Source organism: Streptomyces sp. NBC_00510 (assembly GCA_036013505.1).
Lineage (GTDB): Bacteria > Actinomycetota > Actinomycetes > Streptomycetales > Streptomycetaceae > Actinacidiphila.
Map to the genome: position 1 here is coordinate 7,301,043 of CP107851.1, position 23,585 is coordinate 7,324,627.

Genomic DNA, 23,585 nt, shown 5'->3' on the forward strand with positions numbered 1-23,585 from the left:
CGATGACGCGCTGTTTGAGGAAGGCCAGAGCTTTTCGGCGTAGCGTGGCCGCCGTGACGGATCTGGTGGCACGGACTTGTGACCGCATCGACCGGCTCGACGCCCGGATCAAGGCGTTCGTACGGGAACCGGACCGGCGGGGCCGGCTGGCGGCGGAGGCAGCCGCGGCACCGCCGGGCGTGCTGTCCGGGGTGATGGTGGGCGTCAAGGACATCGTCCGGATCGACGGGATGGACACCAGGGCCGGGTCCGCGGTGCCGCCGGAGGTGCTGGCCGGGCCGCAGGCACCACTGGTGGACCGGCTGCGGGCGGCAGGGGCGCTGGTCGCGGGGAAGACGGTGACGGCCGAGTTCGCGGTGACCGCGCCGGGGCCGACCCGCAATCCGCACAACACCGCCCACACACCCGGTGGTTCGAGCAGCGGCTCGGCGGCCGCGGTGGCGGCGGGCATGGTGCCGCTGGCGGTCGGGACGCAGACCGTCGGCTCGGTGGTCCGGCCCGCGGCCTACTGCGGGGTGGTGGGCTTCAAGCCGTCCTTCGGGCGCGTCCCGGTGGACGGGGTGATCGCCAACGCCCCGAGCTTCGACACGGTCGGGGTGCTCGCCGCGGACGTCGCGATGGCGACGCGCGGCGCGTCCGTCCTGTGCGACGACTGGCGGGAGCCGGCGGCCGGCGACGGCCGGCCGGTGCTCGGCGTCCCCGTCGGCCCGTACCTGGACCGCGCGGGGACGGAGGCGCGGGAGGCCTTCACGGCGCGGGCCAAGCGGCTGGAGGCGGCGGGCTGGACCGTGCGCGAGGTGCCGCTGATGCCGGGCCCGGGTGAGTTCGAGGCGGTCGTGCGGCAGTTGTACGTCATGAACCGCTACGAGGTGGCCCGTACGCACGCCGACTGGTTCCCCCGGCACGGCCGGCTGTACCGCGAGCAGACGGTCGCCGCCATCCGCGAGGGCCACGCCGTCGGCCGCGACGACTACGAGCGGGCCGTGGGCGAGCGCCGGGTCTTCCGCGAGCGGCTGCTGGCGGCCATGGGGGAGGTCGACGTCTGGCTGGCGCCGTCCGCCACCGGCCCCGCCCCGTTCGGCCTGGTCAGCACCGGGGACTCGGTGATGTGCCTGCCGTGGAGCAACGCGGGCTTCCCCGCGGTGAGTCTGCCCGCCGGGTACGCCGCGAACGGCCTGCCGCTCGGTCTGCAGGTCGTCGGGCGCCCCGGCGAGGACGAGGAACTGCTGCGGTGGGCGGCGGAGTTCGCCCCGGTCGTCATGCCTCGGTGAAGACCAGGTCCTCGACCGGGACGGTCATCCGCACGGTGTGGTCGCCGGTCACCTCGACGACGTGGTGCAGTCCCCGCACCTGCGTGCGCGGGGTGTCCGAGGACAGGATCCGGTAGGTGTCGGCCGCCCCGGCCAGGTAGGCGCGGAAGGCGGCGAGGGAGGGCTCGCCGAGCGCGAGGTAGTCGAAGAGCCGCCGGAAGAGCTTGGGGACGAGCACCACGTCGTCGGTGAGCGAGGAGAGCCCGGTGACCTTCGCGCCGCTGGTGCTCACGTCGCCGGGCCACAGCCCCCTGCCCGCCTCGCGGGCCTGCCGGGCGACGTCGGTCAGCTCCCGGCGCAGGTCCTCGTAGAGGTTGCTGTAGAAGGTCGGGTAGGCCAGGCCCTCGGCGACCAGGTGGTGGTTGACGGTGGCGCGCAGCAGCGGCACGCCCACCGTGACCTCCTGGCCGCTCTTCGTGCCCTCCGGCGGCGCGCCCCGGCCGGCCAGGGCGACGCAGCGGCCGTGCACGTCGACCCCGCCGGTGAGGATCCAGCCGGGGACGCCCTCGGGGTCGGCGGCGACGACCCGCTCGCCGCCGGGCTCGCGCTCCACCGCGGTGAAGCCGAGCCACCGCAGCAGCTCGTCCCGGGCCGCGTGGGCGAAGGGCAGCGGCTGGTGGGCCGGGGCGGAGGTGGGCCCGTAGTGGGTCTCCAGCGCGTCGACGGCGTCCAGGCGCAGCTTGCCCCGGCAGGAGTTGGTGAGGTCGAGCCCGAGCCCGCCCCTGACGCGGTTCCAGTCGGGGTGACGGGTGGGGGTGAAGCCCACGGTGTCCCCGTCCGGTTCGGTGTTCTTTATCTGGAAAGAGCCCTTGACCAGCAGCATCGGCATGGCGACTCCCCATCGGGGTGTGAGCGTCGGTGACGTCGTGTGCATGAAACCACGCGGAGGGTGGCGGAGGACAGGGATCCGGCGTGTCTTCGTACACATGTTCGACAAGTGGTCTATGGTGGGTGGCGGAGGGTCCGGAAGGGGGGAGACGTGAGCGGTCGGAGGTGCGTATGCCGGGATTCACGCACCTGCACACCGTCTCCGGCTTCTCGCTGCGGTACGGGGCCTCGCACCCCGAGCGGCTCGCCGAGCGCGCCGCCGAACGGGGGATGGACGCGCTGGCGCTGACCGACCGGGACACGGTGGCCGGCGTGGTGCGCTTCGCCAAGGCGTGCGCGCGGGCCGGGGTGCGGCCGCTGTTCGGCGCCTCCCTGGCGGTGCCGGCGGCGTACGCGGGGGAGGGCGCCGCCCTTCAGGCCGGTCCGCCGGCCGCCCGCCGGCGCACCCCGGTGCGCGGCGGGGCCTTCGTGCCGGAGGCGACCGACCGGGCGGTCTTCCTCGCCCGGGACCGCCGCGGCTGGGGCGCGCTGTGCCGGCTGGTCAGCGCCGCCCACACCGACGGCGGCATCGGCTGGGAGGACCTGGGGCGGGAAGGGCTGTACGTGCTGCTCGGCGCGGACTCCGAGGTCGGCCGCGCCCTGACGGCCGGACGCCCCGACCGGGCCGCCAGGCTGCTGCGCCCCTGGCGCGAGGTGTACGGGGACGCGCTGCGCCTGGAGGCCGTGCACCACGGCCGCACCGGCACCGGGTCCGGCTCGCTGCGGCTCGCCGCCCGCACCGTCGGCTTCGCCGTCGAGCAGGGCGTCGTCCCGGTGCTGACCAACGCCGTCCGCTACGCCGACCCCGGCCAGGGGGAGGTGGCCGACGTCCTGGACTCGGCGCGCCGGCTGGTGCCGATCGACGTGCGCGACGCGGGGGGCCTGGACAGCGGGGAGCGCTGGCTGAAGGACGCCGGGGACATGGCGCGCACCGCCGAGCGGGTCATGGAGGCGGCCGGGTTCGCCCGCGGCGACGCCCACCGGCTGCTGCGGGCCACCGAGGAGACCGCCGCGGGCTGCGCCGTCGACCCGGAGGAGGACCTGGGGCTCGGGCAGGTGCACTTCCCCGAGCCGGAGGTCGTCGGCGCGGGCGCCCGCACCGCCGACCGCGTGCTGCGCTCGCGCTGCGCGGCCGGGATGGTCCGTGAGGGCCACGACCGGGAGCCGGAGTACTGGGCGCGGCTCGACCACGAGCTGCGGATCATCGAGGGGCTCGGCTTCGCCTCGTACTTCCTCACCGTCGGCCAGGTGGTCGCCGACGTACGGGAGATGGGCATCCGGGTCGCCGCGCGCGGCTCGGGCGCCGGCTCGCTCGTCAACCACCTGCTGGGCATCGCCGCCGCCGACCCCGTCGAGCACGACCTGCTCATGGAACGCTTCCTGTCCGGGCGGCGGGCCTCGCTGCCCGACATCGACATCGACGTGGAGTCGGCCCGCCGGCTGGAGGTCTACCGGCGGATCCTGGACCGCTTCGGCGGCGAGCGGGTCGCCACCGTCGCCATGCCCGAGACCTACCGCGTCCGGCACGCCGTGCGCGACGTGGGCACCGCCCTCGGGATGGACCCGGAGCGGACCGACCGGCTGGCCAAGGCCTTCCCGCACATCCGGGCCCGCGACGCGCGGGCCGCGCTCGCCGAGCTGCCCGAGCTGCGGCAGGTGGCGGGGGAGGACCACGGCCGGCTGTGGGAGCTGGTCGAGGCGCTGGACGCGCTGCCGCGCGGGGTCGCCATGCACCCCTGCGGGGTGCTGCTGTCGGACGCCGGGCTGCTGGAGCGCACACCGGTCGTGCCCACCAGCGGCGAGGGCTTCCCCATGTCGCAGTTCGACAAGGACGACGTCGAGGACCTCGGGCTGCTCAAGCTCGACGTGCTCGGGGTGCGCATGCAGTCCGCGATGGCGCACGCCCTGGACGAGGTGGAACGCACCGGCGGCGGCCGGATCGACCTGGACCGCATCCCGCAGGGCGACCCTGCGACGTACGAACTGGTGCGGTCCGCCGAGACGCTGGGCTGCTTCCAGATCGAGTCCCCGGGCCAGCGCGACCTGGTGGGGCGGCTGCAGCCGGCCACCTTCCACGACCTGGTCGTGGACATCTCCCTGTTCCGTCCCGGGCCGGTCGCCGCCGACATGGTGCGGCCCTTCATCGACGCCCGGCACGGCCGCAAGCCCGTCCACTACCCGCACCCCGACCTGGAGCCCGTGCTGCGCGAGACCCACGGGGTCGTCGTCTTCCACGAGCAGCTCATCGACATCATGAGCGTCATGACCGGCTGCGACCGGGGGTTCGCCGACGAGGCGCGGCGCGCGCTGTCGGACGAGGCCCGGCAGGGACGGCTGCGGGCCTGGTTCGCGGACGCGGCCCGGGGGCGCGGCTACTCCCGCGAGGTCATCCGGCGCACCTGGGAGATCGTCTCGGCCTTCGGCGCGTACGGCTTCTGCAAGGCGCACGCCGTCGCCTTCGCCGTGCCGACCTACCAGTCCGCCTGGCTCAAGGCGCACCATCCGGCGGCCTTCTACGCCGGGGTGCTCACCCACGACCCCGGGATGTACCCCAAGCGGCTGCTGCTCGCGGACGCGCGGCGGCGCGGGGTGCCGGTGCTGCCGCTGGACGTCAACCGGTCGGGCGCGGCCTACCGAATCGAACTGGTGTCCGGTGACGGGGGTGGCGAGGTGGACGGGGAGGTGTGGGGGCTGCGGCTCGCGCTCTCCGAGGTGCACGGCATCAGCGAGGCCGAGGTCGCCCGGATCACCGCCGGACAGCCCTACTCCTCCCTCCAGGACCTGTGGGAGCGCGCCCGCCCGGGCCGTGCCGCCGCCGAACGCCTGGTCCAGGTCGGCGCGCTGGACCCCTTCGGGGGCAACCGCCGCGACATGCTGCTCCAGGTCGCCGAAGTGCACCGGCAGGGCCGGGCCTCCGCGTACGACGGCCAGCTCACCCTGACCGGTGGGGAGGGCGAGCCCGCGTTCGCGCCGGCCGGCCTGCCCGACATGGACGACGGCGAGCGGCTCGGCGCCGAACTCGGCGTCCTCGGCATGGACGCCTCCCGCCACCTGATGGACGACCACCTCGCCTTCCTGGAGGAGCTGGGCGCGATCCCGGCGAACCGGCTGCGCGAGGTGCGGCACGGCCAGACCGTGCTGGTCGCCGGGGCCAAGGCGGCCACCCAGACCCCGCCCATCCGCTCCGGGCGCCGGGTCATCTTCACCACCCTCGACGACGGCACCGGCCTGGTCGACCTCGCCTTCTTCGACGACAGCCACGAGGCCTGCGCCCACACCGTCTTCCACTCCTGGCTGCTGCTGGTCCGCGGGGTGGTCCAGCGCCGCGGACCGCAGAGCCTGTCCGTCGTCGGCGCCGCCGCCTGGAACCTGGCCGAACTGGTCGAACTGCGCAGGGAGGGCGGCCTGGAGGCGGTCGCGGCACGCCTGGCCGAGACCCCGGGCGAACCCGCCGGCCTCCCCGCGCCCCCGCCCGGGGGCCGCCGGGTCCGCATGTCCACCGGGTACGAGATGCACCCCTGGGCCGATCTGCGGCCCGCGGGCGAAGGCGCTCCGACCGGCCGCAAGCTGTGGCACTCCAGTCCGGGGAGCGCGGGGCGATGACGGACGACCTGCACGTGCTGTACGTGCACTTCCACGCCACCGAGGCGCTGTACGGGCAGCTCCTCGGGCTGCTCGGCGGCTTCACCCCCGTCGTCCAGGCGCTCCCGCCCGACGCCGCGCTCGCCGACGTCCGCGGGGCGCTGCGCTACTTCGGGCGCGACGCCGCGGAACTGGCCACGCTGCTGCGGGTGCGGCTGCTCGCGCTCCACGGTGTGGACTGCACGATCGGCGTCGGCCCGAACCCGCTGCTCGCCCGGATGGCGGCGCAGGGCGGACCGGAGGGCGCGGTGCGCGCCGCCCCCACCGACCCCGCGGCCGTGGCGGCCTTCCTCGCCGAGCGCCCGGTGGCGGCGCTGCACGGCGTCGGCCCGGCGACGGCACGGCAGTTGGGCACGTACGGCCTGGACACCGTGGGACGGGTCGCGGCCGCGCCCCTGAGCACCCTGCAGCGGATCCTGGGCGCCGCGGCGGGCCGCAGGACGCACGAGCGGGCCCGCGGCATCGACCCGGCCCCGGTCGTCCCGAACGCCCCCGCCCGCTCGGCCGGCGCCGAGCGCCGCTTCGGCCACGACGAACTGGACCCGGTGCGGCACCGCCGCGCCCTGCTGTCGCTCACCGAGGAACTGGGCTCCTCGCTGCGCGCGTCGGGCCGGGTCGCGCGCTCACTGACCCTCACCGTCCGCTACGCCGACCGCTCCACGACCACCCGCACCCGCGGGCTGCCCGAGCCGACCGGCCACGGCACCGCCCTCGCCGAGGCCGCGTACCGGCTCTACGAGGGGCTGGGGCTGCAGCGTGCCCGGGTGCGCGGCCTCGCGCTGCGCGCGGAGGGGCTGACGGACGCCGGTCTGGCGACGCTGCAGCTCAGCCTGGACCCGGGGGACGAGAAGGCGCGCCGGATCGAGGCGGTCGCGGACCGGGCGCGGGCCCGCTTCGGCCCGCGGGCGCTGATGCCCGCGGCACTGTCGGGTGCGGCCTGACGGTCCATTATCACAGCGACGTGAAGCCGGCGTGATGAATTCTTTACCCACCGGTAGCTAGCGACGTTTGTTACTCCTCCGTAAATTGACGGAAGCTCAGCACTCTGGTGATCCGGATCACAGGCTGCACGGGAGCCAGTCATTCCCCCACCTGCGAGGAGATCGCTCGATGCTGCCCATCAGACCGCGATCAGCGCTCCGGCTCCTCTCCGCGCTGACTCTCACCGCCGCCCTCTTCGCCACCCCCGTCCTGGTGGACAGCACCACCACCGCACTGGCGAAGACCTCCGCGTCCGACACCCACGCCACCACGACCGTCGCCGCCGCGACCACCACCGCCGGCGCCACCGCGAGCAGCGGCTGGAACAACTGGTCCTGCAAGCCGTCCGCCGCCCACCCGCGGCCCGTCGTCCTCGTCCACGGCACCCTCGGCAACTCCATCGACAACTGGCTCGGCCTCGCGCCCTACCTGGTCAAGCGGGGCTACTGCGTCTACTCCCTGGACTACGGCCAGCTGCCCGGCGTGCCCCTCTTCTACGGTCTCGGCTCCATCACCGCGTCCTCCCAGCAGCTCGCCGACTACGTCGACCGGGTCCTCGCGGCCACCGGCGCGGGCAAGGTCGACATCGTCGGGCACTCCCAGGGCGGCATGATGCCGCGCTACTACATGAAGTTCCTGGGCGGTGCCCCCAAGGTGAACGCGCTCGTCGGCATCGCGCCCAGCAACCACGGGACCGATCTCAACGGGCTGCTCAAGCTGCTGCCGTACTTCCCCGGGGCGGCCGAGGCCATCGAGCACCTCAGCCCGCAGGGGCTGACGGACCAGATGGCCGGATCGGCCTTCCTCACCAAGCTGAACGCCGGTGGCGACACCCTCCCCGGCGTCCGCTACACGGTGATCGCGACCAAGTACGACGAGGTCGTCACGCCGTACACCTCGCAGTTCCTGTCCGGCCCCGACGTCCGCAACGTGGTGCTGCAGGACCTGTGCCCGCTCGACCTGTCCGAGCACGTCTTCGTCGGGCTGGCCGACCGCATCGTGTTCCACGAGGCGGCCAACGCCCTGGACCCGGCGCACGCCACGGCGACCGACTGCGGGGACATCTTCAGCTGACGTCCCCCGTCAGCCGACCCGCGTCCGGCGCCCGCGGGCGACGAGCAGCAGCACCGACGCACCGAGCGAGACGGCGGCGGCCCCCGCCACCATCAGCGAGGTCGTGCCGGTGCTGCCGCTTCCGGTCTCCGCGAGGTCCGCGCCGGAAGAGGACGTGTCCGCCGTCGCGGACGGCTCCGCGAGCCCGCTCGCGGAGCCGTCCGCGGCGGTGTGCGCGTGGTGGTGGCGCACCGTCGACCGGTCCGCTCCGGCGGCGATCCGCGCGTCGTCCGGCACGGAGGCGGCGGGCGCGGGGGCGGTCGTGGCCACGGCGGGGGTCCCGGTCCCGGCCGGGGCCGAGGTCGCGGGCGCGGCGGGCGCCCCGGGGGCCTTCCCGGTGTCCGCGCCGAAGACCACGTCGGAGCAGGAGTAGAAGGCCTCCGGGCTGTCCGAGCGCTGCCAGATCGCGTAGACCAGCTGGCGCCCCGACCTGGCCGGCACGTCCACCGGCAGGACGTAACTGCCGTCCCGGACCTGGGGGTCGGTGACCTTCGCGAACGGCTGCGCCTCCAGGTCCGACCACGTCAGCGGCCGCGACGGGTCGTACCCCGCCTTCGTCATGTACAGCTCGAACGAGCCCTTGTGGCGGGCCGTCACCCGGTATGCCAGGTCCTGCCGTCCCGGCGTCATCCTCGTCGCCGGCCAGTCGGCCCGCGCCAGGTCCAGCGCCTTGAACTCCTCGTTGCCCGCGCTGCACAGCCTGCCGTCCGGTATCACCTGCCGGTGACGTCCGGCCGCGTCGCCGATGCGCACCCCGTTCCAGTCGTAGAAGGCCTGCGTGCCGCCCGCCGCGACCGCCGCCCTGCACGCGGCCGACGCCGGGTTCTCGGGGTTCTCCGCGTAGCAGGTCAGCACCCGGCTGACCGGGCCGCCCATGGTGCCGTGCGCGCTCGCCGGTCCCGCAGCCAGGCCGGTCAGCGCGAGCGGTCCGATCCCGAGGACGGCGGCCAGGGCGGCCCTGCGGCGTGCGGTCATGGTGGGGTTCTCCTTCGGCGGTGGCCCGGTGCGCGGTACCGGGACCCTGCCGGCGCCGCCCCCGTGCGCGGCGCCGACGGGCGCCGGCGAACCAGCACGCTAGCCGCGCCGCACGGGCGGAACCCCTGTTCGGAGGACCTGTGGGCGATCTTTATGGCGGCGTTAAGGCATCGCTAAGCGGGGGCTGAGGATGCCGGTCGCCGGTGCGGCCCGGGTTCCCCCGGCGCGACGGCGGCGCCGGACAGGAGTCCTGTCCGGCGCCGCTCGCCCGCCTGTTCGCGGGTGTTCCGCCGGCGTCAGCCGAGCCAGAGCGTCAGGAGGTAGCCCGGGCTGTCCCACGTGCACGTGTACTGGTAGGCCTGGCCGGAGTCGACGAACTTCTGGCCGGCCGTCTTGCAGGCCGCGCTCGTCGAGTACACCTTGTACGGCACGCTCGCGTTCGCCGGGGCGGCGAGCGCCAGCATCCCGGTGAGCGTCGCGGCCACGGCCACGGCGACCGAGGCGCCCCTGCGCTTGTTCATGTCCCCTCCAGGAAGAGCTCGTTGCACGACCGGATCACCGGCATCCTCACATCGTCGCAATGGACACGTCAATGATGCGGATCATGGGCGGCGTCGCCGTGCCGTCCCCTCAGGAGGCGTGCCGGCTGCGGGGGGTGCGCCGCGGAGGGTGGGTGAGGGTGATCTGCCGTACGAGCTGGTGGAAGCAGGACAGCGCCGCGACGGCGGGGAGGCTGGCGACGGTCCAGTCGGTGATCGTCCGGGGGGCGGAGGCGACGCAGAACAGGATCGCGAAGGCCGAGAAGAGCAGCACGACCGCCCAGGAGTGCGGGGCCCGGCGCTGGTGCAGCGCGGCCCGCAGGATCGACAACGAGGCCACCATCCAGGGGCCGTAGACCAGCAGCGGCCACCAGCCCGCCAGCCCCGACGCCCCGTTGGTGGCGGCGATGTGGCGCAACGGGTCGTGGGCGACCATCCCGCCGAGCACGCTCACCATGGCCACGATGGTGGCCGCGACCGCCGCGACGACGAAGCTGAGCGTCTGGGTCCGGGCCGCCTTCTGCCGCAGCGCCGCCCGGCGGATCCTGCGGTGCCGGTGCCGGGTGAGCGGCAGCTCGTGGGTCGCGGACTCCGGGGAGGGCGCGGCGAAGACGTCGTCGTCCTCCTCGTAGTCGTCCACCTCCTCCGCCTGAGGGGGTTCGAGGAGCTGGGCCAATTCCTCCTCGGACGTCCACGCCCCGTTCAGGACGTCGTAGTCCGGAGCGGAAAAGTAGCCGTTACCCGAAGTGTCGTCCGGGGCCTGGCGGGGACTGTAAATGGTGTGGCCGCTGAGGTGGTCCTCGTACGGCATGTCGTTCTCGAAGCGGAAACGGTCCTGCAAAGGCGGCATGAAGGAATTCCTGTCGGGGCCGGGCGTGGGCGGGGGATACGGCGAATGCACGCCCTAATACCGCGCATCCAGATCGATGCCGGAGCAGCGGCGGATGAAATCCCCCTCGATGCCGACCATTTCGTTGGTGAACTGTTCCAGTTCCGAAGAGCAGTACACGAGTGGAATACGCTCCTCGCCACGCTCGATGTAGGCGTCCGGACTCCGGCCGAAGAATCCCGCCGTTCCCGGGACGAAGACCCATTCCCCGAGGGGGACACCCTCCCTCGGGCGGTACGGACGGCTGCGGCGGATGGGCGCCGGAACCGTCCGGGGGACCTCGTTCCCGGCCGGCGCACCTGGTGCGTTCTGGGAATCGACTGTGACCACATCCCCACAACGACCCCCGCCCCGTGATGGAGTTGCGCCGTACGAGTGACCTCCGCCCCGTGTTCCGTGAGGTGTTGGCCCTGGCCACAGGCACCGGCGGGCACCCTAGGGTGACGCCATGACCGAACCGACGCGCCGCCGCGCGGCCGCCCTGGAGCTCATCGACGCCGTCGTCGAGCCCGGCACCTGGCACGGCTGGGACGAGCCCGTGACCGCCCTGCCCGGCTACCTCGACGACGCCGGGTACCGAGCCGACCTCGCCCGGGCACGGGAGCGCACCGGGCTCGACGAGTCGGTCGTCACCGGCGAGGGCAGGATCCGCGGCCGCCGGGTCGCCGTCGTCGTGGGCGAGTTCCGCTTCCTGGGCGGCTCGATCGGCGTCGCCGCGGGCGAACGCCTCGTACGGGCCGTCGAACGGGCCACCCGCGAGCGGCTGCCGCTGCTGGCCTCGCCCGCCTCGGGCGGGACGCGGATGCAGGAGGGCACCATCGCGTTCCTGCAGATGGTCAAGGTCGCGGCGGCCATCACCGACCACAAGGCCGCAGGCCTGCCGTACCTGGTCCACCTGCGGCACCCGACCACGGGCGGGGTCTTCGCGTCCTGGGGCTCCCTCGGACACGTCACCGCCGCCGAACCCGGCGCGCTCATCGGCTTCCTCGGCCCGCGGGTCCACGAGGCCCTGTACGGCGAGGAGTTCCCGTCCGGCGTCCAGGTCGCGGAGAACCTGCTGGCCAACGGCATCGTGGACGCCGTCCTGCCCTCCGCGGAACTCGCGGACGCCGCGGCACGCGTCCTCGGGGTGCTGTGCGGCGACACGGCGGGTGTCCCGGACACCGGCGGGGCCGGGCCCGATCCGGCGCCCGGCGTCCCCGCCCCTCCGGCCGCGGAGTCCATCCGGCGCTCACGGCGGCCCGAACGGCCGGGGCTGCGCGCCCTGCTGGCGGCGGCGGCCCGGGACGTGGCCCCGCTCAGCGGCACCGGCGCCGGGGAGCGGGACCCCGGACTCCTGCTCGCGCTCGCCCGGATCGGCGGCACGCCCTGCGTCGTCCTCGGCCACGACCGGCGGGAGACCGCCGACGGGCGGCCGCCCGCGCTCGGCCCCGCCGGCCTGCGGGTCGCCCGCCGCGGCATGGGCATCGCGGCGGAACTGGACCTGCCGCTGCTGTCCGTGGTCGATACCGCGGGTGCCGCGCTGTCCCGGGAGGCCGAGGAGGGCGGCCTGGCGGGCGAGATCGCCCGCTCCCTCGCCGACCTGATGACCGTGCCCGCGCCCACGCTGTGCCTGCTGCTCGGACAGGGCGCCGGCGGGGGCGCGCTCGCGCTGCTGCCCGCGGACCGGGTGGTGGCCGCGCGGCACGCCTGGCTCTCCCCGCTGCCGCCGGAGGGGGCCTCGGCGATCCTGTACCGGACGACGGAACGGGCGTACGAGGTGGCCGGGCGTCAGGGGGTGCGGTCGGCGGACCTGGCGGCGCACGGGATCGTCGACCGGGTGGTGGAGGAGACGCCCGACGCGGCGGACGAGCCCGAGGCGTTCCTGGCCCGCCTCGGCGCGGTCCTGGGTGCCGAACTCGCGGCCCTGCGCGCCCACCCCCGTGCCGTCCGCCTCGCCGCCCGCCGTACCCGCTACCGGAACCTGGGCCTGGGCTGACGCTCCTTCCGCGGGAGACGTTCCGCGCCGAGGGGGCGGGGATCCGGGCCGGGGGAAGCCGGTGGTGCCGGTGTGGAGGGTGGCCCCGTGCGGGAGGCGTTGGCGTCCGCGGACGGTGGGGGTGGTTCCGCTCAGGACGTGGTGGGTTCTGCCGCGCCTTCCTCGGGGGATCGCCACGAGGCCGTCGTGATGCGGACCTGACCCGGCCGTTTCGGTGGCGGACCGCCCGTCCGCGTCCGCCGGTCCCGGCGGGGAAGCACGGGGCTTTGTCAGTGGGGGGTGGAAGGATCACGGGGTGGGCGAACTCAGCAGTGACACGTACTGGGACACCGTGGCCGACCGCTTCGACGAGGAGCCCGACCACGGCTTGCGGGACCCCGCCGTGCGGGAGGCGTGGGCGGCGCGGCTGCGGACGTGGCTGCCCGGCACCCCGGCGGACGTGCTCGACCTCGGGTGCGGCACGGGCAGCCTCGCGCGGCTCGCCGCCGAGCAGGGGCACCGGGTGACCGCCGTCGACCGCTCCCCGCGCATGGCCGCGCTCGCCCGGGCGAAGCTGGCCGGCACCGGGGCCCGCGTCCTGCTCGGGGACGCGACCGAACCGCCCGTCGCGCCGGGCCGGTTCGACGTGGTGCTCGTCCGGCACCTGCTGTGGGCGCTGCCCGACCCCGTGGCCGCGTTGCGCCGCTGGGCCCGGCTGCTGCGCCGCGGCGGACGCCTCGTGCTGGTCGAGGGGCGCTGGGGAGAGGCCGAGCCGGTGGGCATCCGCGCCGCCGAACTGGCCGCGATGGTACGGCCGCTCGCCGAGCACACCGAGGTCGAGCAGCTCGCCCACGACACCGCGCTGTGGGGCGGCCCGGTCCGCGACGAGCGCTACGCCGCGGTCGTGCGGATCAAGCAGCCCCGCAGGCACACGGAGATCGTCGACGTCCACCTCGTCCTCCGCCGCGGCGACGAGGTCCTGCTCGGCCGCCGCGTCAACACCGGTTACGCCGACGGGCTGCTGCACGCCCCCTCCGGCCACGTCGAGGACGACGAGGACGTCCTGACCGCCCTGGTCCGCGAGGCCCACGAGGAGGTGGGCGTCGTGCTGCGCCCCGAGGACGTCGCCGTCGCCCTGGTCATGCAGCACCGCGCGCCCGGCGGGGGCGAGCGCATCGGCTGGTTCTTCGAGGCGGACGGCGGCGTCCACGAGCCGGTCAACCGCGAGCCGGAGAAGTGCTCGGAGCTCGGCTGGTTCCCCCTGGACGCGCTGCCGGACGACATGGTGGCGTACTGCAGGGCGGGCCTGGAGGCGTACCGCGCGGGCGAGCGTTTCGTGCTGCACCTGCACGAGCCGGGGGACGCGATCGCCCACGACCCGGCGGGGCCCGGCCGCGCCGTCGTCCTCGCGGACGGTGCGTGCAGCACAATGGCCGCGACAAACAGCGCTGCCCCGTCCCGCCGGGAGGACGACACACCGTGAGCCTCAAGATCACCGTCAGGCCGGACGCGGCCGCCGCGCCCTACGAGCAACTGCGCGAGCAGATCGCGGACCAGGCCCGTTCGGGGGCCCTCCCGGTCGGCTACCGGCTGCCCACCGTCCGCGGTCTCGCGGACGACCTCGGCCTGGCGGCCAACACCGTGGCCAAGGCCTACCGCGCCCTGGAGGCGGACGGTGTGATCGAGACCCGCGGCCGCAACGGCACCTTCGTCGCGGCCGCGGGCGACGCCGCCACCCGTGAGGCGGCCGCCGCCGCGTCGGCCTACGCCCAGCGCGTGCGGCGCCTCGGCCTGGACCGCGCCGCCGCCGAAGCAGCCGTGCGGGACGCGCTGCGCGCCGCGTACGAGGCGTAGCGCGCGCCGCTCACAGCAGTCCGGCGAGTTTGTACAGCGCCAGCGAACCGGCGACCGCGACGTTGAGGCTGGCGCCCATGCCGACCATGGGGATCTCGACGGCGAGGTCGAGCAGGTCGAGCGCTTCCGGCGGGATGCCCTGCCGCTCGTGCCCGAGCACGACGACCGTGGTGCGCCGCGCGGCCGGCAGGTCCGCCAGCCGGACCGCCTCGTCGGCGAGTTCGACCCCGACGACGTGCGCTCCGCGGTCGCGCTGCCGCTGCAGCCAGCCCAGGGGATCGCCGGTCCAGTGCACGCAGGCGGGCCGCCGCAGGGTGTTGCCGCGGGCGAGCGCCTCCGGCACCCAGGGGAAGCGCGGGACGACCAGGCACGCGCCGACGGCGTCGCAGGTGCGCAGCAGCGTCCCCAGGTTGGCGCCGTGCAGCGGCCACAGCGGCGCCGCGTACAGGTGGTCCCAGCAGTCGTGCGACCGCGGGCGGCGACTGCGGCGCAGTTCCGCCGGGGTGCGGGTCCGTATCCTCCCCTTCGCGCCGCCGGGGGGACCCCCGGCCATCAGAGGTAGAGGCCTCCGGAGGCGGAGGCCGGGGTCGTCTGGTGGGGGAGCGCGGTGCCGCCGGAGGAGGAGGCGCCGCGGCGCAGGGCGTAGAGCTCCGCGAGCGTGGCACCGTCCCGGCCGATGCCCTCGGACGTGCCGAGCCAGCCGGTCGCCTCGGTGCGGGTCAGCGGGCCCACCTCGATCCGGGCCAGGCAGCGCCCGGGGCGGACCACCGCCGGGTGCAGCCGCTCCAGGTCCTCGTTGGTCGTGATGCCGACCAGGACGTTGCGGCCCTGGCCGAGCAGGCCGTCGGTGAGGTTGAGCAGACGGGACAGCGCCTGGCCGGTCTGGTGCTTGGCCTGGCCGCGGATGAGTTCGTCGCAGTCCTCCAGCAGCAGCAGCCGCCAGCGGCCCGGCCCTTCGGTGTCGTCCTCGCCGATGGCGATCTCCATCAGGTAGCCGACGTCGTTGAAGAGCACCTCGGGGTCGAGGACGCAGTCCACCTGGCACCAGTCGCGCCAGGCGCGGGCCAGCGTGCGCAGCGCGGAGGTCTTGCCGGTGCCCGGCGGGCCGTGCAGGAGCAGCAGCCGGCCGCTGACGTCGGCGGCGGTGAGCTTCATCAGCCCGTCCATGGCCTCCGCCACCGGCGCGGTGTAGTTGCCCCGCACGTCGTCCCAGGGGGCGGCGCTGATCTGCCGCGTGATGCGGTGCGGCCCGCGGCGCGGGGCGACGTACCAGAAGCCCATGGTCACGTCGTCGGGCTGCGGTTCCGGCTGGTCCTCGGCGTCCTCGACGGCCTCGGCCAGGACGCGCTGCGCCACTTCCTCGGTGACCGCCGTCACCGTCACGTCGGCACGGCGGTGCCAGCGCGAGACGAGGATCGTCCAGCCGTCGCCCTCGGCGAGGGTCGCGCCGCGGTCCTTGTCCCGCGCGGAGCGCAGCACCGACCCGCCGCCCGGGACGAGCGTCAGTCCCGACTTGACCCGGTCCAGGGACGTGCCGCACGAGTAGGGCTGCTCGCCGGTGACGAAGCGGCTCAGGAACAGGGCGTCGATGGCATCGGACGGCGAGTCGTCGTCGTTCATGCCGAGACGGATGGACAGGGCGCGATGCGGGGGCGTTGCGTCGGGCATGTCGCTCATGATCCGGCACGGGGTCCGCGTCCGCACCGGGTTTTCGCGCAGTGGCGGAATCCCTGGGAATCCCTGAACGCCCGGTGAAACCGGGCCGATCCGGGCACAGCGGCGGTTCATGAGGTACCGGGCGTCCAGCCCGGGGTGGTGTGTTCGGGCGGTGCCGCCGCCGGCGCCCCTAAAGGGCGTGCCAACTACGGGAGTAGAGCCCACCGGCCGAGACGGCGTCACTTCCGGTGCACGCAGCGGCGATCACGGACAGCTCGCAGAATGTCCATGTCAAGAAATCTTGGCATGGACACTTCCCGAACGTGTTACTGCGCGGTACGAAAGATGCGGCAGAGATCCTGCTAAGGGAGGTTCCATGAGACTGTCCCGTTTCGTGTCAGCCGCATCCGCACTTCTCCTTACCGCCGTACTCGCCCTGGTTGGTGCCGGTTCCGCCCGAGCCGCCGGCCCCGTCTACGTGGCCCTGGGCGACTCGTACTCCGCCGGCGTCGGGTCCGGCAGCTACGACGGCTCGAGCGGCAGCTGCTATCGCAGCAGCAAGGCGTTCCCCCGGCTGTGGGCGAACGCGCATAGCCCGTCCGGGTTCTCTTTCACCGCGTGTTCCGGAGCGACCACGACCGACGTGCTCAACAACCAGCTCGGTCCGCTCAACGCCTCGACGACCCTGGTCAGCATCAGCATCGGCGGCAACGACGCCGGCTTCGCCGACGTGATGACCACCTGCGTCCTCAGCTCCGACAGCACCTGCCTCAGCCGTATCAACCAGGCCAGGGACTTCGCCAACAACCAACTGCCCGCACGGCTCGACTCCGTCTACAACGCCATCAGCTCCAGGTCCCCTTCGGCCCGGGTCGTCGTCCTCGGCTACCCGCGCTTCTACAAGCTGGGCGCCACCTGCATCGGCCTCAGCGAGACCAAGCGCAGGGCCATAAACGACGCGGCCGACCTCCTCGACACCGTCACCGCCAAGCGCGCCGCCGACCACGGCTTCGCCTTCGCCGACGTCCGCGGCACCTTCACCGGGCACGAGCTCTGCTCGGGCTCGGCCTGGCTGCACAGCCTCACCCTCCCCGTCTACGAGTCCTACCACCCCACCGCCTCCGGCCAGTCCGGCGGCTACCTGCCGGTGTTCACCTCCGCCGCGTGACCCGCGGCACGGCAGCGCGGAGCACCCGGACGACGTGAGACGAGGGGTGCCGGGCCACCGCCCGGCACCCCTCGCCCGTGCCGGCGCTGCCTCAGGGGGTCGTCGCCGTCCCGTCGGAGCCGCTCGGCGACGGGCTCGGCGCCCGGCACGTGACCGTGAACGGGACATGCGCGGACTCCGTCCCCACCGGACTGCGCACCTCGACCGCCACCCAGCCCTCGATCGTGCCGTCCGGCTCGTAGGACGGCTCGGTGTACTCGACCGTCCGGCTCTTCGGGCCGCCCGAGGGGAAGTCGAGCGTCTGCCAGCCATGGTCGGAACCGGCGCCGCTCGTCTTCCAGCGGTAGGTGACCGTCACCGGGGTGCGGTCGACCGTGACGACCGCCGAGAAGGACGGCGCCTGCTCCGCGGGCGGCGGACAGTCCCCGGTGTAGGTGTCGCGCACGGCCGACACCGTGACGTGGACGTTCACATGGGCCGGGGTGCTGGGCGGCGCCGAGGTGTGCGGGGACGCGGAGTCACCGCCGCCGGCCGTCGCCTCGTAGCCGCTGGCGTCCGTGTCGTCGTCGTCCTGCGAGCCGGTGGCGGACGGGGTCCCGTCGCCGCCCGGGGTGTTCCCGGCGGTCGTGCCGTGGCCGGAACCCCCGGGCGAGCCGTCGTCGAGCAGGGCGTAGGCCACGCCCCCGATGCCCAGGGCGAGGGCGAGCACGCCCGCCGCCATCGCCACCGCCGCGCGGCGCGGCCGGGCCGGGGGGCCACCTGACGGGGGGCCGAATCCGGTGCCGACGGGCGTCGTCGGCCCGAGCGGTGTCGAGGAGACGGGAGTCGAGGAGACCGGTGTCGACCGGACCGGTGTGCCGTCCGGCCCCGGCGGCATCGGCACGGCGGCCTGGGTGGTGGCGTAGGCCGTTCCGGCGCCCGGCGGGGTGCGCCCGGCGGCGAGGGCGTCCAGCCGCCGCTGCACCTCGTCGCCCGGGATCCGGGCCGCCGGGTCCTTGTGCAGCAGCCCGGTGATCACCGGGGCCAGCGGCCCCGCCCTGCGCGGCTCGGGCAGTTCCTCGTCCACCACCGCGCGCATCGTGCTCAGCGCGGTGTCGCGGCGGAACGGCGAACCGCCCTCCACCGCCACGTACAGCAGCACCCCGAGCGACCACAGGTCCGACGCCGGGCCGGGACGGCGGCCGAGCGCCCGCTCGGGGGCCAGGAACTCCGGTGAGCCCACCAGTTCGCCGGTACGGGTGATCGCCGAGGAGCCCTCGATCATGGCGATGCCGAAGTCGGTGAGCACGACCCGCCCGTCGTTGCCGATGAGCACGTTGCCCGGCTTTACGTCGCGGTGCAGCACCCCGGCCGTATGGCCGGCGCGCAGCGCCGCCAGCACCTTGCCGCCGATCCCCGCGGCGCGCCGGGGGTCCATGGGGCCCTCCGCGTCGAGGACGTCGGCGAGCGTCACGCCCCGGACGAGCTCCATGACGATCCACGGGCTGCCCTCGGCCATGGCCACGTCGTACACCTTGATGACGTTGGGGTGCTCGACCCGCGCGGCCGCGATGCCCTCCTGCTGCAGCCGCGCGTACAGGCGCTCGACCTCCCCGTCCTCCAGGCCCGGCGGGGCCTTGACCTCCTTGACCGCCACCTCGCGGCCCAGCAGTTCGTCCCGGGCCAGCCAGACCACACCCATGCCGCCCCGGCCCAGCTCGCTGATCAGCCGGTAGCGCCCCGCCACGAGCCGTGTCATCGGCGTGTCCCCCCTTCGTGCCGCCCGCAGCCCAGCATGACCGAACTTCCTCCCGAACGGACCCTTTCGACGGAAAGCTCCCTCAAGCCGTCAGCGTCAGCGCCGCCCTGAGCAGCAGACCGCAGCCCAGCACCAGCACCACGGACGCCGTGGCCAGCGGCGCGAGCCGCCGTGCCGCCGTGAACAGCCGGCCGCGGGCCCGCAGTGCCGACGCCTTCCCGGCCAGCCGCCCGAGGCGCACGACGGCGAAACCGGCGGCCGTGAGCGTGATCGCCAGACCCGCGCCGTACGCGAGCACCAGCAGGAAGCCGAACCAGGCCTGGCCCAGTGCCGCGGCGCCCACCAGGACGACCACCGCGGAAGGACTGGGGACGAGACCGCCGGCGAAGCCGAGCAGGATCGTGCCCCGGAGCGTGGGCCGCGGCTCGTGCGGGTGTGTGTGCGGGTGCGGGTGGGTGTGCGGGTGGACGTGCACGTGGCGCTCGGGGGCGGGGCGTTCGGCGGTGAGGACGGCCGAGGGCGCGCCCTGTGCCACCCTCCCGGGTGAGGGCGCGGGGCGGCGCGGGCGGACGTGGTGTTCGCCGTGGTGGTGAGGACCGTGGCTGCGGTGGCCGCCCCCGTGGTCGTGACCGTGGTCATGCCCGTGGTCATGCCCGTGCCCGTGGTCATGCCCGTGCCCGTGTCCGTGCTCGTGGCCGTGCGGCTGACCCCGCAGCCGCCACGCGCGGCGGAGCAGCGCCGCACCGGCGCAGGCGACCAGCACCCCGCTGGCGACGCCCAGCCAGCCGATGACCGAGGGCGCCGCGGCCGAACCGGTCGTCACCAGCAGGCCCAGCGCGAACACCCCCATGGTGTGGGTGACCGTCACCGACGCTCCCAGCGCGACCATGTCCCGGCGCGACCGCCGGCCGCCCGCGGCGGCCGCCGCGGCCATCAGCGTCTTGCCGTGCCCGGGCGCGAGCGCGTGCATCGCGCCCAGGGCCAGCGCCGTGAGCAGGGCCAGGGCGGCGAACCCCGGGGTGAGCGCGTGCCGTGACACCAGGTCGGTGAGGGCCCGGGTCCAGCGGTCCGCGCCGCGCGGCAGCACACCGGCGGCGGGGGCGTCCTCCTCCGCCGCCAGCGCGGGGCCGCCCGGGGTCACCCGGAAACCGGCCGCGCGCTCGTCGGCGGGCGAGGAGAGCAGGTCCTTCGGGTACGCGGTGAGCCGCCGCGACACCGACGTCCCCGGCACGTCGGCGTCGTGGAGCGTCATCCGGTCGCCGCGCGCGGTGATCTCCCGCCAGCCCGGCCCGGCACCGATGTCCGCCGGACGGTACGTCAGGGACGCGGACCTGCCGTCCGGCAGGCGCGCCGTCATCCGGCACTCGACGCGCAGTGTCGTCAGCCCGGCCTGCCCCGGCCGTACGGTCGCCGTGGCCCGGCGCACCGTGACCGGTTCGCGGCGACCGCCGACGGACGCCCGCGCGCCCTCCGCGGCCGCGTCGCACCGCGCCCCCGCCCAGTCCGCCAACTCGGCGTGGCCCAGCGCCCGGTCGCCGTCCCGGTCGATCGCGGGGACGGCCTGGGCCGCGGGGATCTCGGCGAGGTCCTCGACGTGGTCGATCCGCAGCACACCGGGGGCGGCGACCAGGCCGTCGTAGCGGTTGACGGTGAAGTTGCCCAGCGGATGCGCCTGCGCCTGTCCCGCGGGCAGCAGCGCGAGGGCCGCTCCCGCCGCTGCCGCGGCCGCCGCGGCGGCCGTCCTGCGCCGGATCATGACGGGTCTCCTTCGATGCGTGCCAGCGCACGGCGGGCGGCGGGGGCGGCGGTGGGGGAGAAGCCGGGGTTGAGACGGAGCGCCGCGGCCAGCGACGTCCTGGCGGCCGCGCGCTCGCCGAGGGCCGCCTCGATGACGCCGCGGTGGTAGAGGAAGGCCGCGTTGCGGTAGCCCGGCGCCAAGGAGCGTCCGGCGTACGTCAGGGCCTCGCGGTCACGGCCGTTGACGTGCAGGGCCCAGGCGAGCGCGTCGGCGGTGTGGACGGTCTGCCGGCGCGACCATTCGGCCCGGGCCGCGCGCAGCGCCTCCACGGCGTCCCCGTGGTCGGCGGCGACCAGCGCCGCGTCGAGGTCGGTGGCGACGCCGTTCGCCCTGGCGAGGGCGATCCAGGTGCCGACCACCGCGTACTGCTGCTCCGCCCGCTCGTCCTGGCCCGTGGCCTCGTACAGTTCGCCCAGTTCCGCGAGTTGCGCGGGCAGCGGGTAGCGGTCGACGACCCGGCCCAGGTCGCGCAGGGCCTTCTCCCGGTCGCCGCGCGCCGCGTACGTACGGCCGCGGCCCTCGACCGCCGGCAGGTAGCCGGGGTCGGCGCGCAGCGCGGTGGCGAAGTGCCGCAGTGCGGCCGGGTACTGGCCCTGGCTCCAGGCGAGCTGGCCCAGCGCCGTGGCGACGTAGGCGGTGTCGCCCGGGGCCGCGGCGGAGTCCAGGGCGCGGGTCAGGATGCGGCGGGCACCGGCCGGGTCGCCGCGCAGTTCGTGGACGTAGGCGAGGCGGGTGAAGACCGGGATGCCGGGACGCACCGCGTCCGCGTGCTCGGCGGCGCGCAGCGCCTCGTCGTAGCGGCCGAGTTCGACCAGGGCGTCGACCCGGACGGCGAGGGCGCGCTCCCCGTACGGGTTCACCTTCAGCGCCCGGTCCGCCTCGGTGAGGGCGGTGCGGAAGTCGTGGCGGGCGGCGGCGAGCGCGGCCCGCCCGGCGAGTGCGGCGTCGTTGTCGCGGGGGGAGATCCGCAGCGAGCGGGTGAAGGCCGCCTGCGCCTGCGGGTAGCGGGTCGGGTCGCCGCTGGTCCTGGCCTGCTCGACGTAGGCGGCGCCGAGCGCGGCCCACCCCGGGGCGTCGTCGGGCTGGGCCCGCAGATGCGTCTGCAGGGCCGCGATGCCGCCCGCGAGGTCGCCCTCGGCGAGGCGGTCCAGCGGGGCGTCGGCGGCGGGTGCCGCGGTCCGCGCGGCGTCCCGCGGGGCGGGGGACCCGCCGAGGACCAGCGCGCCCGCGGTGAGCGCCAGCGCGAGGCCGAGCACCAGCGCCGCGTACAGGACGGCGGCGCGCAGTCGGCCCGGGGCCGGTACGTCCATGGCTGCTGCCTTTCGGGATGATGGGGTGGAGCCCGGCCGGGGCGCTCGCGGTGCGCCCCGGCCGGGTGCCGTGCGGTGTGCCTCCGCCGGGCCGTCGGGCCCGGCGCAGCGGTGCCTCAGGCCCGGCCGTGCGCCCGTCGGCCGGCGGGGCTGCGGCGCATCCGCCACCACAGCAGCGCGGCTCCGATCAGCAGCACGCCCGCGCCGCCGGAGGCCGCGGAGGCGATCAGCACGGTGTTGTCGTCACCGCCGCCCGTGAGCAGGCCGCCCCCGTTGAGCTGGGTGACCCCGTTGGTCTGGGCCGAGTTGGTGGCCGGCTTGGCCAGCGGGCCGTCCGAGCCGGAGGCCGGCAGGGCCACGTACGGGAAGCTGGCGCCGAAGGCCTGGTCGTTGGCGTTGACGGCGTCGCCCAGGTCGTTCTTCGACCCGACCAGTTCGCCCTCCACCACCTGCAGCGCGATGTCCACGACGTCGTCACCGAGCCGGCGGCCGTTGGGGAAGCCGGCGTTGTCGCCGTCCAGGACGCCCAGCCGCTTGGGCTTGGCGGTGGGCGGGACGGCCGTGTTGAGCCGCAGCATCTCCGACGGGCGGACGTGCGGCGGCTGGTTGAGCTTGGGCACACCCGTCAGGAACACCTGGACGAGGTCGTCGCGCGGGGTGGCCGGCGCCTTGATCTTGTAGATGCCCTCGATGAGCCTGGGCAGCTCGGGGTGCGTCACGTTCTTGAGGAACTGGGCGTCGTTCCAGGGCGAGGACGCGTTGAACCGGTCCTTGTCCTTGAGCGGGTTGACCACCTCGTTGACCAGCGGCATGCCGAGGCGCGAGACCTGTGCCCAGTCGCCGTTCGCGGTGCGCCGCTGCGTGGTGGACCAGATGCCGACGACCGGCTGCTTGGCCGACTGGCGGATCGCGGCCGTCGGGACCTGCAGGGCGATGGTGTTGACGTTGTAGCCCTTGAGGGTGTCGTCGCCGACCTCGGAGAGGTTGCCCCCGTAGAGCAGGTCGAAGACCCGCAGGTCGAGGAAGAACGGGTCGTCGGACTGGCCGGCGAAGGCCGTGGTGCCGCGGCCCAGGTCCTTGACGGCCTGCTGGCGCAGCACGTTGTAGTCCGGCATCGAGGCCTTGCCGACGTTCGACGGCGCGACGGGTACGTCGTCCGCGACCTTGTAGCGGCCGGTGACCTGCTGGTTGTGCAGCCGGAACAGGTCGATGTCGTAGGTCTGGAAGAAGTTCAGGTCCGGGTCGTCGAGGCTGGTGACCGGGCCGGTGTTGTAGAGGAACGTCTTCTTGTTGCGGAGGTGGTCGCGGAAGGTCCACCGGTAGAGGTAGTCGCCCTGGGCGTCCCCGTCGTTGTCGATGTGGATGTCGTACTGGGCGTCGTCGGCGAACTTGTAGAAGTTCGGGCCGCCGGCCGGGTCCTCGAACGGTATCCAGTTCGCCACCAGCGTGGTGGTGTCCGGGCGGTCGGGGCTGACGAACGCGTAGACGTCCGTGGTGTCGTACTGCGGCTGCCCCGAGATCAGCGGTGCCTCCCGGTGGCTGGACGCCTGTGCCGTCCCCGGCTCCAGTCCGGTGACGCCCACCGCGGCGAGCCCCCCCGCGGCCAGTGCGCCGGCGGCCAGCAGGGCGATCGTGCGCGATCGCCCGAACCGGGCCGTGAGCCTGTTCCTGCTGTGTGCGGTCATCGCGTCGGTCCTTCGCGAGTCTGGCCCCTCCCCCTTGGAAGAGGTCCTGCGTGGGTTGTTCGGGGCCGGTCGGATGGCGGATTGGCGGACCGGGGAGAATTTG

At 74.8% G+C, this 23,585-nt stretch carries 18 protein-coding genes; 8 read left to right on the plus strand and 10 right to left on the minus strand.

Annotated elements, in window-relative coordinates; translation table 11 throughout:
• Positions 1-44 precede the first annotated feature (44 nt).
• On the plus strand, positions 45-1,271 hold the full coding sequence (locus OG937_32995) for an amidase (GenBank protein WUD76166.1): 1,227 nt from the start codon (positions 45-47) through the stop codon (positions 1,269-1,271).
• Here OG937_32995 and OG937_33000 read toward each other — a convergent pair.
• Positions 1,258-2,139 carry a nuclease gene (locus OG937_33000; GenBank protein ID WUD76167.1) on the minus strand — a complete coding sequence of 294 codons (882 nt, stop codon included), beginning with the start codon at positions 2,137-2,139 and terminating at the stop codon, positions 1,258-1,260. The two genes, OG937_32995 and OG937_33000, sit on opposite strands and share 14 nt — an antisense overlap.
• Before the next feature lie 170 nt (positions 2,140-2,309).
• Here OG937_33000 and OG937_33005 point away from each other — a divergent pair, with 170 nt between their 5' ends.
• The 3 genes from OG937_33005 (at position 2,310) to OG937_33015 (ending at position 7,874) form a co-directional block, all read left to right on the plus strand.
• A complete protein-coding gene (locus OG937_33005) occupies positions 2,310-5,780 on the plus strand; it encodes a DNA polymerase III subunit alpha (GenBank protein WUD76168.1) in 3,471 nt (1,156 codons plus the stop codon).
• Positions 5,777-6,760: a hypothetical protein gene (locus OG937_33010; GenBank protein ID WUD76169.1), complete on the plus strand. Its 984-nt coding sequence runs from the start codon at positions 5,777-5,779 to the stop codon at positions 6,758-6,760. Before OG937_33005 ends, OG937_33010 begins: the two co-directional genes overlap by 4 nt.
• A gap of 169 nt (positions 6,761-6,929) precedes the next feature.
• Positions 6,930-7,874 carry an alpha/beta fold hydrolase gene (locus OG937_33015; GenBank protein WUD76170.1) on the plus strand — a complete coding sequence of 315 codons (945 nt, stop codon included), beginning with the start codon at positions 6,930-6,932 and terminating at the stop codon, positions 7,872-7,874.
• A gap of 9 nt (positions 7,875-7,883) precedes the next feature.
• Here OG937_33015 and OG937_33020 read toward each other — a convergent pair whose 3' ends face one another.
• The 3 genes from OG937_33020 to OG937_33030 all read right to left on the minus strand — a co-directional run bounded on the left by OG937_33020 (position 7,884) and on the right by OG937_33030 (position 10,277).
• Positions 7,884-8,888, minus strand: coding sequence for a lytic polysaccharide monooxygenase (locus tag OG937_33020; GenBank protein ID WUD76171.1), 1,005 nt, complete (start codon positions 8,886-8,888; stop codon positions 7,884-7,886).
• 296 nt (positions 8,889-9,184) lie between these two features.
• Entirely contained in the window at positions 9,185-9,409 is a 225-nt protein-coding gene (locus OG937_33025; GenBank protein ID WUD76172.1) for a hypothetical protein, read from the minus strand.
• A gap of 109 nt (positions 9,410-9,518) precedes the next feature.
• A complete protein-coding gene (locus OG937_33030) occupies positions 9,519-10,277 on the minus strand; it encodes a DUF2637 domain-containing protein (GenBank protein WUD76173.1) in 759 nt (252 codons plus the stop codon).
• A 487-nt stretch (positions 10,278-10,764) separates the two neighbouring features.
• Here OG937_33030 and OG937_33035 point away from each other — a divergent pair, with 487 nt between their 5' ends.
• The 3 genes from OG937_33035 to OG937_33045 all read left to right on the plus strand — a co-directional run bounded on the left by OG937_33035 (position 10,765) and on the right by OG937_33045 (position 14,127).
• On the plus strand, positions 10,765-12,294 hold the full coding sequence (locus OG937_33035) for an acetyl-CoA carboxylase carboxyltransferase subunit alpha/beta (GenBank protein WUD76174.1): 1,530 nt from the start codon (positions 10,765-10,767) through the stop codon (positions 12,292-12,294).
• A 295-nt stretch (positions 12,295-12,589) separates the two neighbouring features.
• A complete protein-coding gene (locus OG937_33040) occupies positions 12,590-13,756 on the plus strand; it encodes a methyltransferase domain-containing protein (GenBank protein WUD76175.1) in 1,167 nt (388 codons plus the stop codon).
• Entirely contained in the window at positions 13,753-14,127 is a 375-nt protein-coding gene (locus OG937_33045) for a GntR family transcriptional regulator (protein WUD76176.1), read from the plus strand. The genes OG937_33040 and OG937_33045 overlap by 4 nt, the downstream gene beginning before the upstream one ends.
• A gap of 10 nt (positions 14,128-14,137) precedes the next feature.
• Here OG937_33045 and OG937_33050 read toward each other — a convergent pair whose 3' ends face one another.
• The gene (locus OG937_33050; GenBank protein WUD76177.1) at positions 14,138-14,680 is read right to left on the minus strand and encodes a TrmH family RNA methyltransferase; all 543 of its coding nucleotides are present in this window, start codon (positions 14,678-14,680) and stop codon (positions 14,138-14,140) included.
• A complete protein-coding gene (locus OG937_33055; protein ID WUD76178.1) occupies positions 14,680-15,795 on the minus strand; it encodes a DUF5925 domain-containing protein in 1,116 nt (371 codons plus the stop codon). The genes OG937_33050 and OG937_33055 overlap by 1 nt, the downstream gene beginning before the upstream one ends.
• Positions 15,796-16,159: 364 nt before the next feature.
• Between OG937_33055 and OG937_33060 the strand changes: the two genes are divergently transcribed.
• Complete coding sequence (locus tag OG937_33060; protein ID WUD76179.1) at positions 16,160-16,951, plus strand: SGNH/GDSL hydrolase family protein; 792 nt, start codon at positions 16,160-16,162, stop codon at positions 16,949-16,951.
• 91 nt (positions 16,952-17,042) lie between these two features.
• Here the strand turns inward: OG937_33060 and OG937_33065 are convergent, their stop codons facing one another.
• From OG937_33065 to OG937_33080, 4 genes are all read right to left on the minus strand, one after another.
• A complete protein-coding gene (locus OG937_33065; GenBank protein ID WUD76180.1) occupies positions 17,043-18,689 on the minus strand; it encodes a serine/threonine protein kinase in 1,647 nt (548 codons plus the stop codon).
• A gap of 82 nt (positions 18,690-18,771) precedes the next feature.
• Entirely contained in the window at positions 18,772-20,445 is a 1,674-nt protein-coding gene (locus OG937_33070; protein ID WUD76181.1) for a nickel transporter, read from the minus strand.
• Positions 20,442-21,797 (minus strand): tetratricopeptide repeat protein, encoded by a 1,356-nt coding sequence (locus OG937_33075; GenBank protein WUD76182.1) that lies wholly within the window; start codon positions 21,795-21,797, stop codon positions 20,442-20,444. The genes OG937_33070 and OG937_33075 overlap by 4 nt, the downstream gene beginning before the upstream one ends.
• A gap of 116 nt (positions 21,798-21,913) precedes the next feature.
• Entirely contained in the window at positions 21,914-23,482 is a 1,569-nt protein-coding gene (locus tag OG937_33080) for a DUF4331 domain-containing protein (protein ID WUD76183.1), read from the minus strand.
• Between the last annotated feature and the right edge of the window lie 103 nt (positions 23,483-23,585).

What these genes read in the sequence shown, in the direction of transcription:
- OG937_33000 (WUD76167.1), bottom strand. Translation starts at nt 2,139, where the DNA reads ATGCCGATGCTGCTGGTCAAGGGCTCTTTCCAGATAAAGAACACCGAA.
- OG937_33010 (WUD76169.1), top strand. Translation starts at nt 5,777, where the DNA reads ATGACGGACGACCTGCACGTGCTGTACGTGCACTTCCACGCCACCGAG.
- OG937_33015 (WUD76170.1), top strand. Translation starts at nt 6,930, where the DNA reads ATGCTGCCCATCAGACCGCGATCAGCGCTCCGGCTCCTCTCCGCGCTG.
- OG937_33005 (WUD76168.1), top strand. Translation starts at nt 2,310, where the DNA reads ATGCCGGGATTCACGCACCTGCACACCGTCTCCGGCTTCTCGCTGCGG.
- OG937_33055 (WUD76178.1), bottom strand. Translation starts at nt 15,795, where the DNA reads ATGCCCGACGCAACGCCCCCGCATCGCGCCCTGTCCATCCGTCTCGGC.
- OG937_33050 (WUD76177.1), bottom strand. Translation starts at nt 14,680, where the DNA reads ATGGCCGGGGGTCCCCCCGGCGGCGCGAAGGGGAGGATACGGACCCGC.
- OG937_33025 (WUD76172.1), bottom strand. Translation starts at nt 9,409, where the DNA reads ATGAACAAGCGCAGGGGCGCCTCGGTCGCCGTGGCCGTGGCCGCGACG.
- OG937_33070 (WUD76181.1), bottom strand. Translation starts at nt 20,445, where the DNA reads ATGATCCGGCGCAGGACGGCCGCCGCGGCGGCCGCGGCAGCGGCGGGA.
- OG937_33030 (WUD76173.1), bottom strand. Translation starts at nt 10,277, where the DNA reads ATGCCGCCTTTGCAGGACCGTTTCCGCTTCGAGAACGACATGCCGTAC.
- OG937_33080 (WUD76183.1), bottom strand. Translation starts at nt 23,482, where the DNA reads ATGACCGCACACAGCAGGAACAGGCTCACGGCCCGGTTCGGGCGATCG.
- OG937_33075 (WUD76182.1), bottom strand. Translation starts at nt 21,797, where the DNA reads ATGGACGTACCGGCCCCGGGCCGACTGCGCGCCGCCGTCCTGTACGCG.
- OG937_33035 (WUD76174.1), top strand. Translation starts at nt 10,765, where the DNA reads ATGACCGAACCGACGCGCCGCCGCGCGGCCGCCCTGGAGCTCATCGAC.
- OG937_33060 (WUD76179.1), top strand. Translation starts at nt 16,160, where the DNA reads ATGAGACTGTCCCGTTTCGTGTCAGCCGCATCCGCACTTCTCCTTACC.
- OG937_33020 (WUD76171.1), bottom strand. Translation starts at nt 8,888, where the DNA reads ATGACCGCACGCCGCAGGGCCGCCCTGGCCGCCGTCCTCGGGATCGGA.
- OG937_33065 (WUD76180.1), bottom strand. Translation starts at nt 18,689, where the DNA reads ATGACACGGCTCGTGGCGGGGCGCTACCGGCTGATCAGCGAGCTGGGC.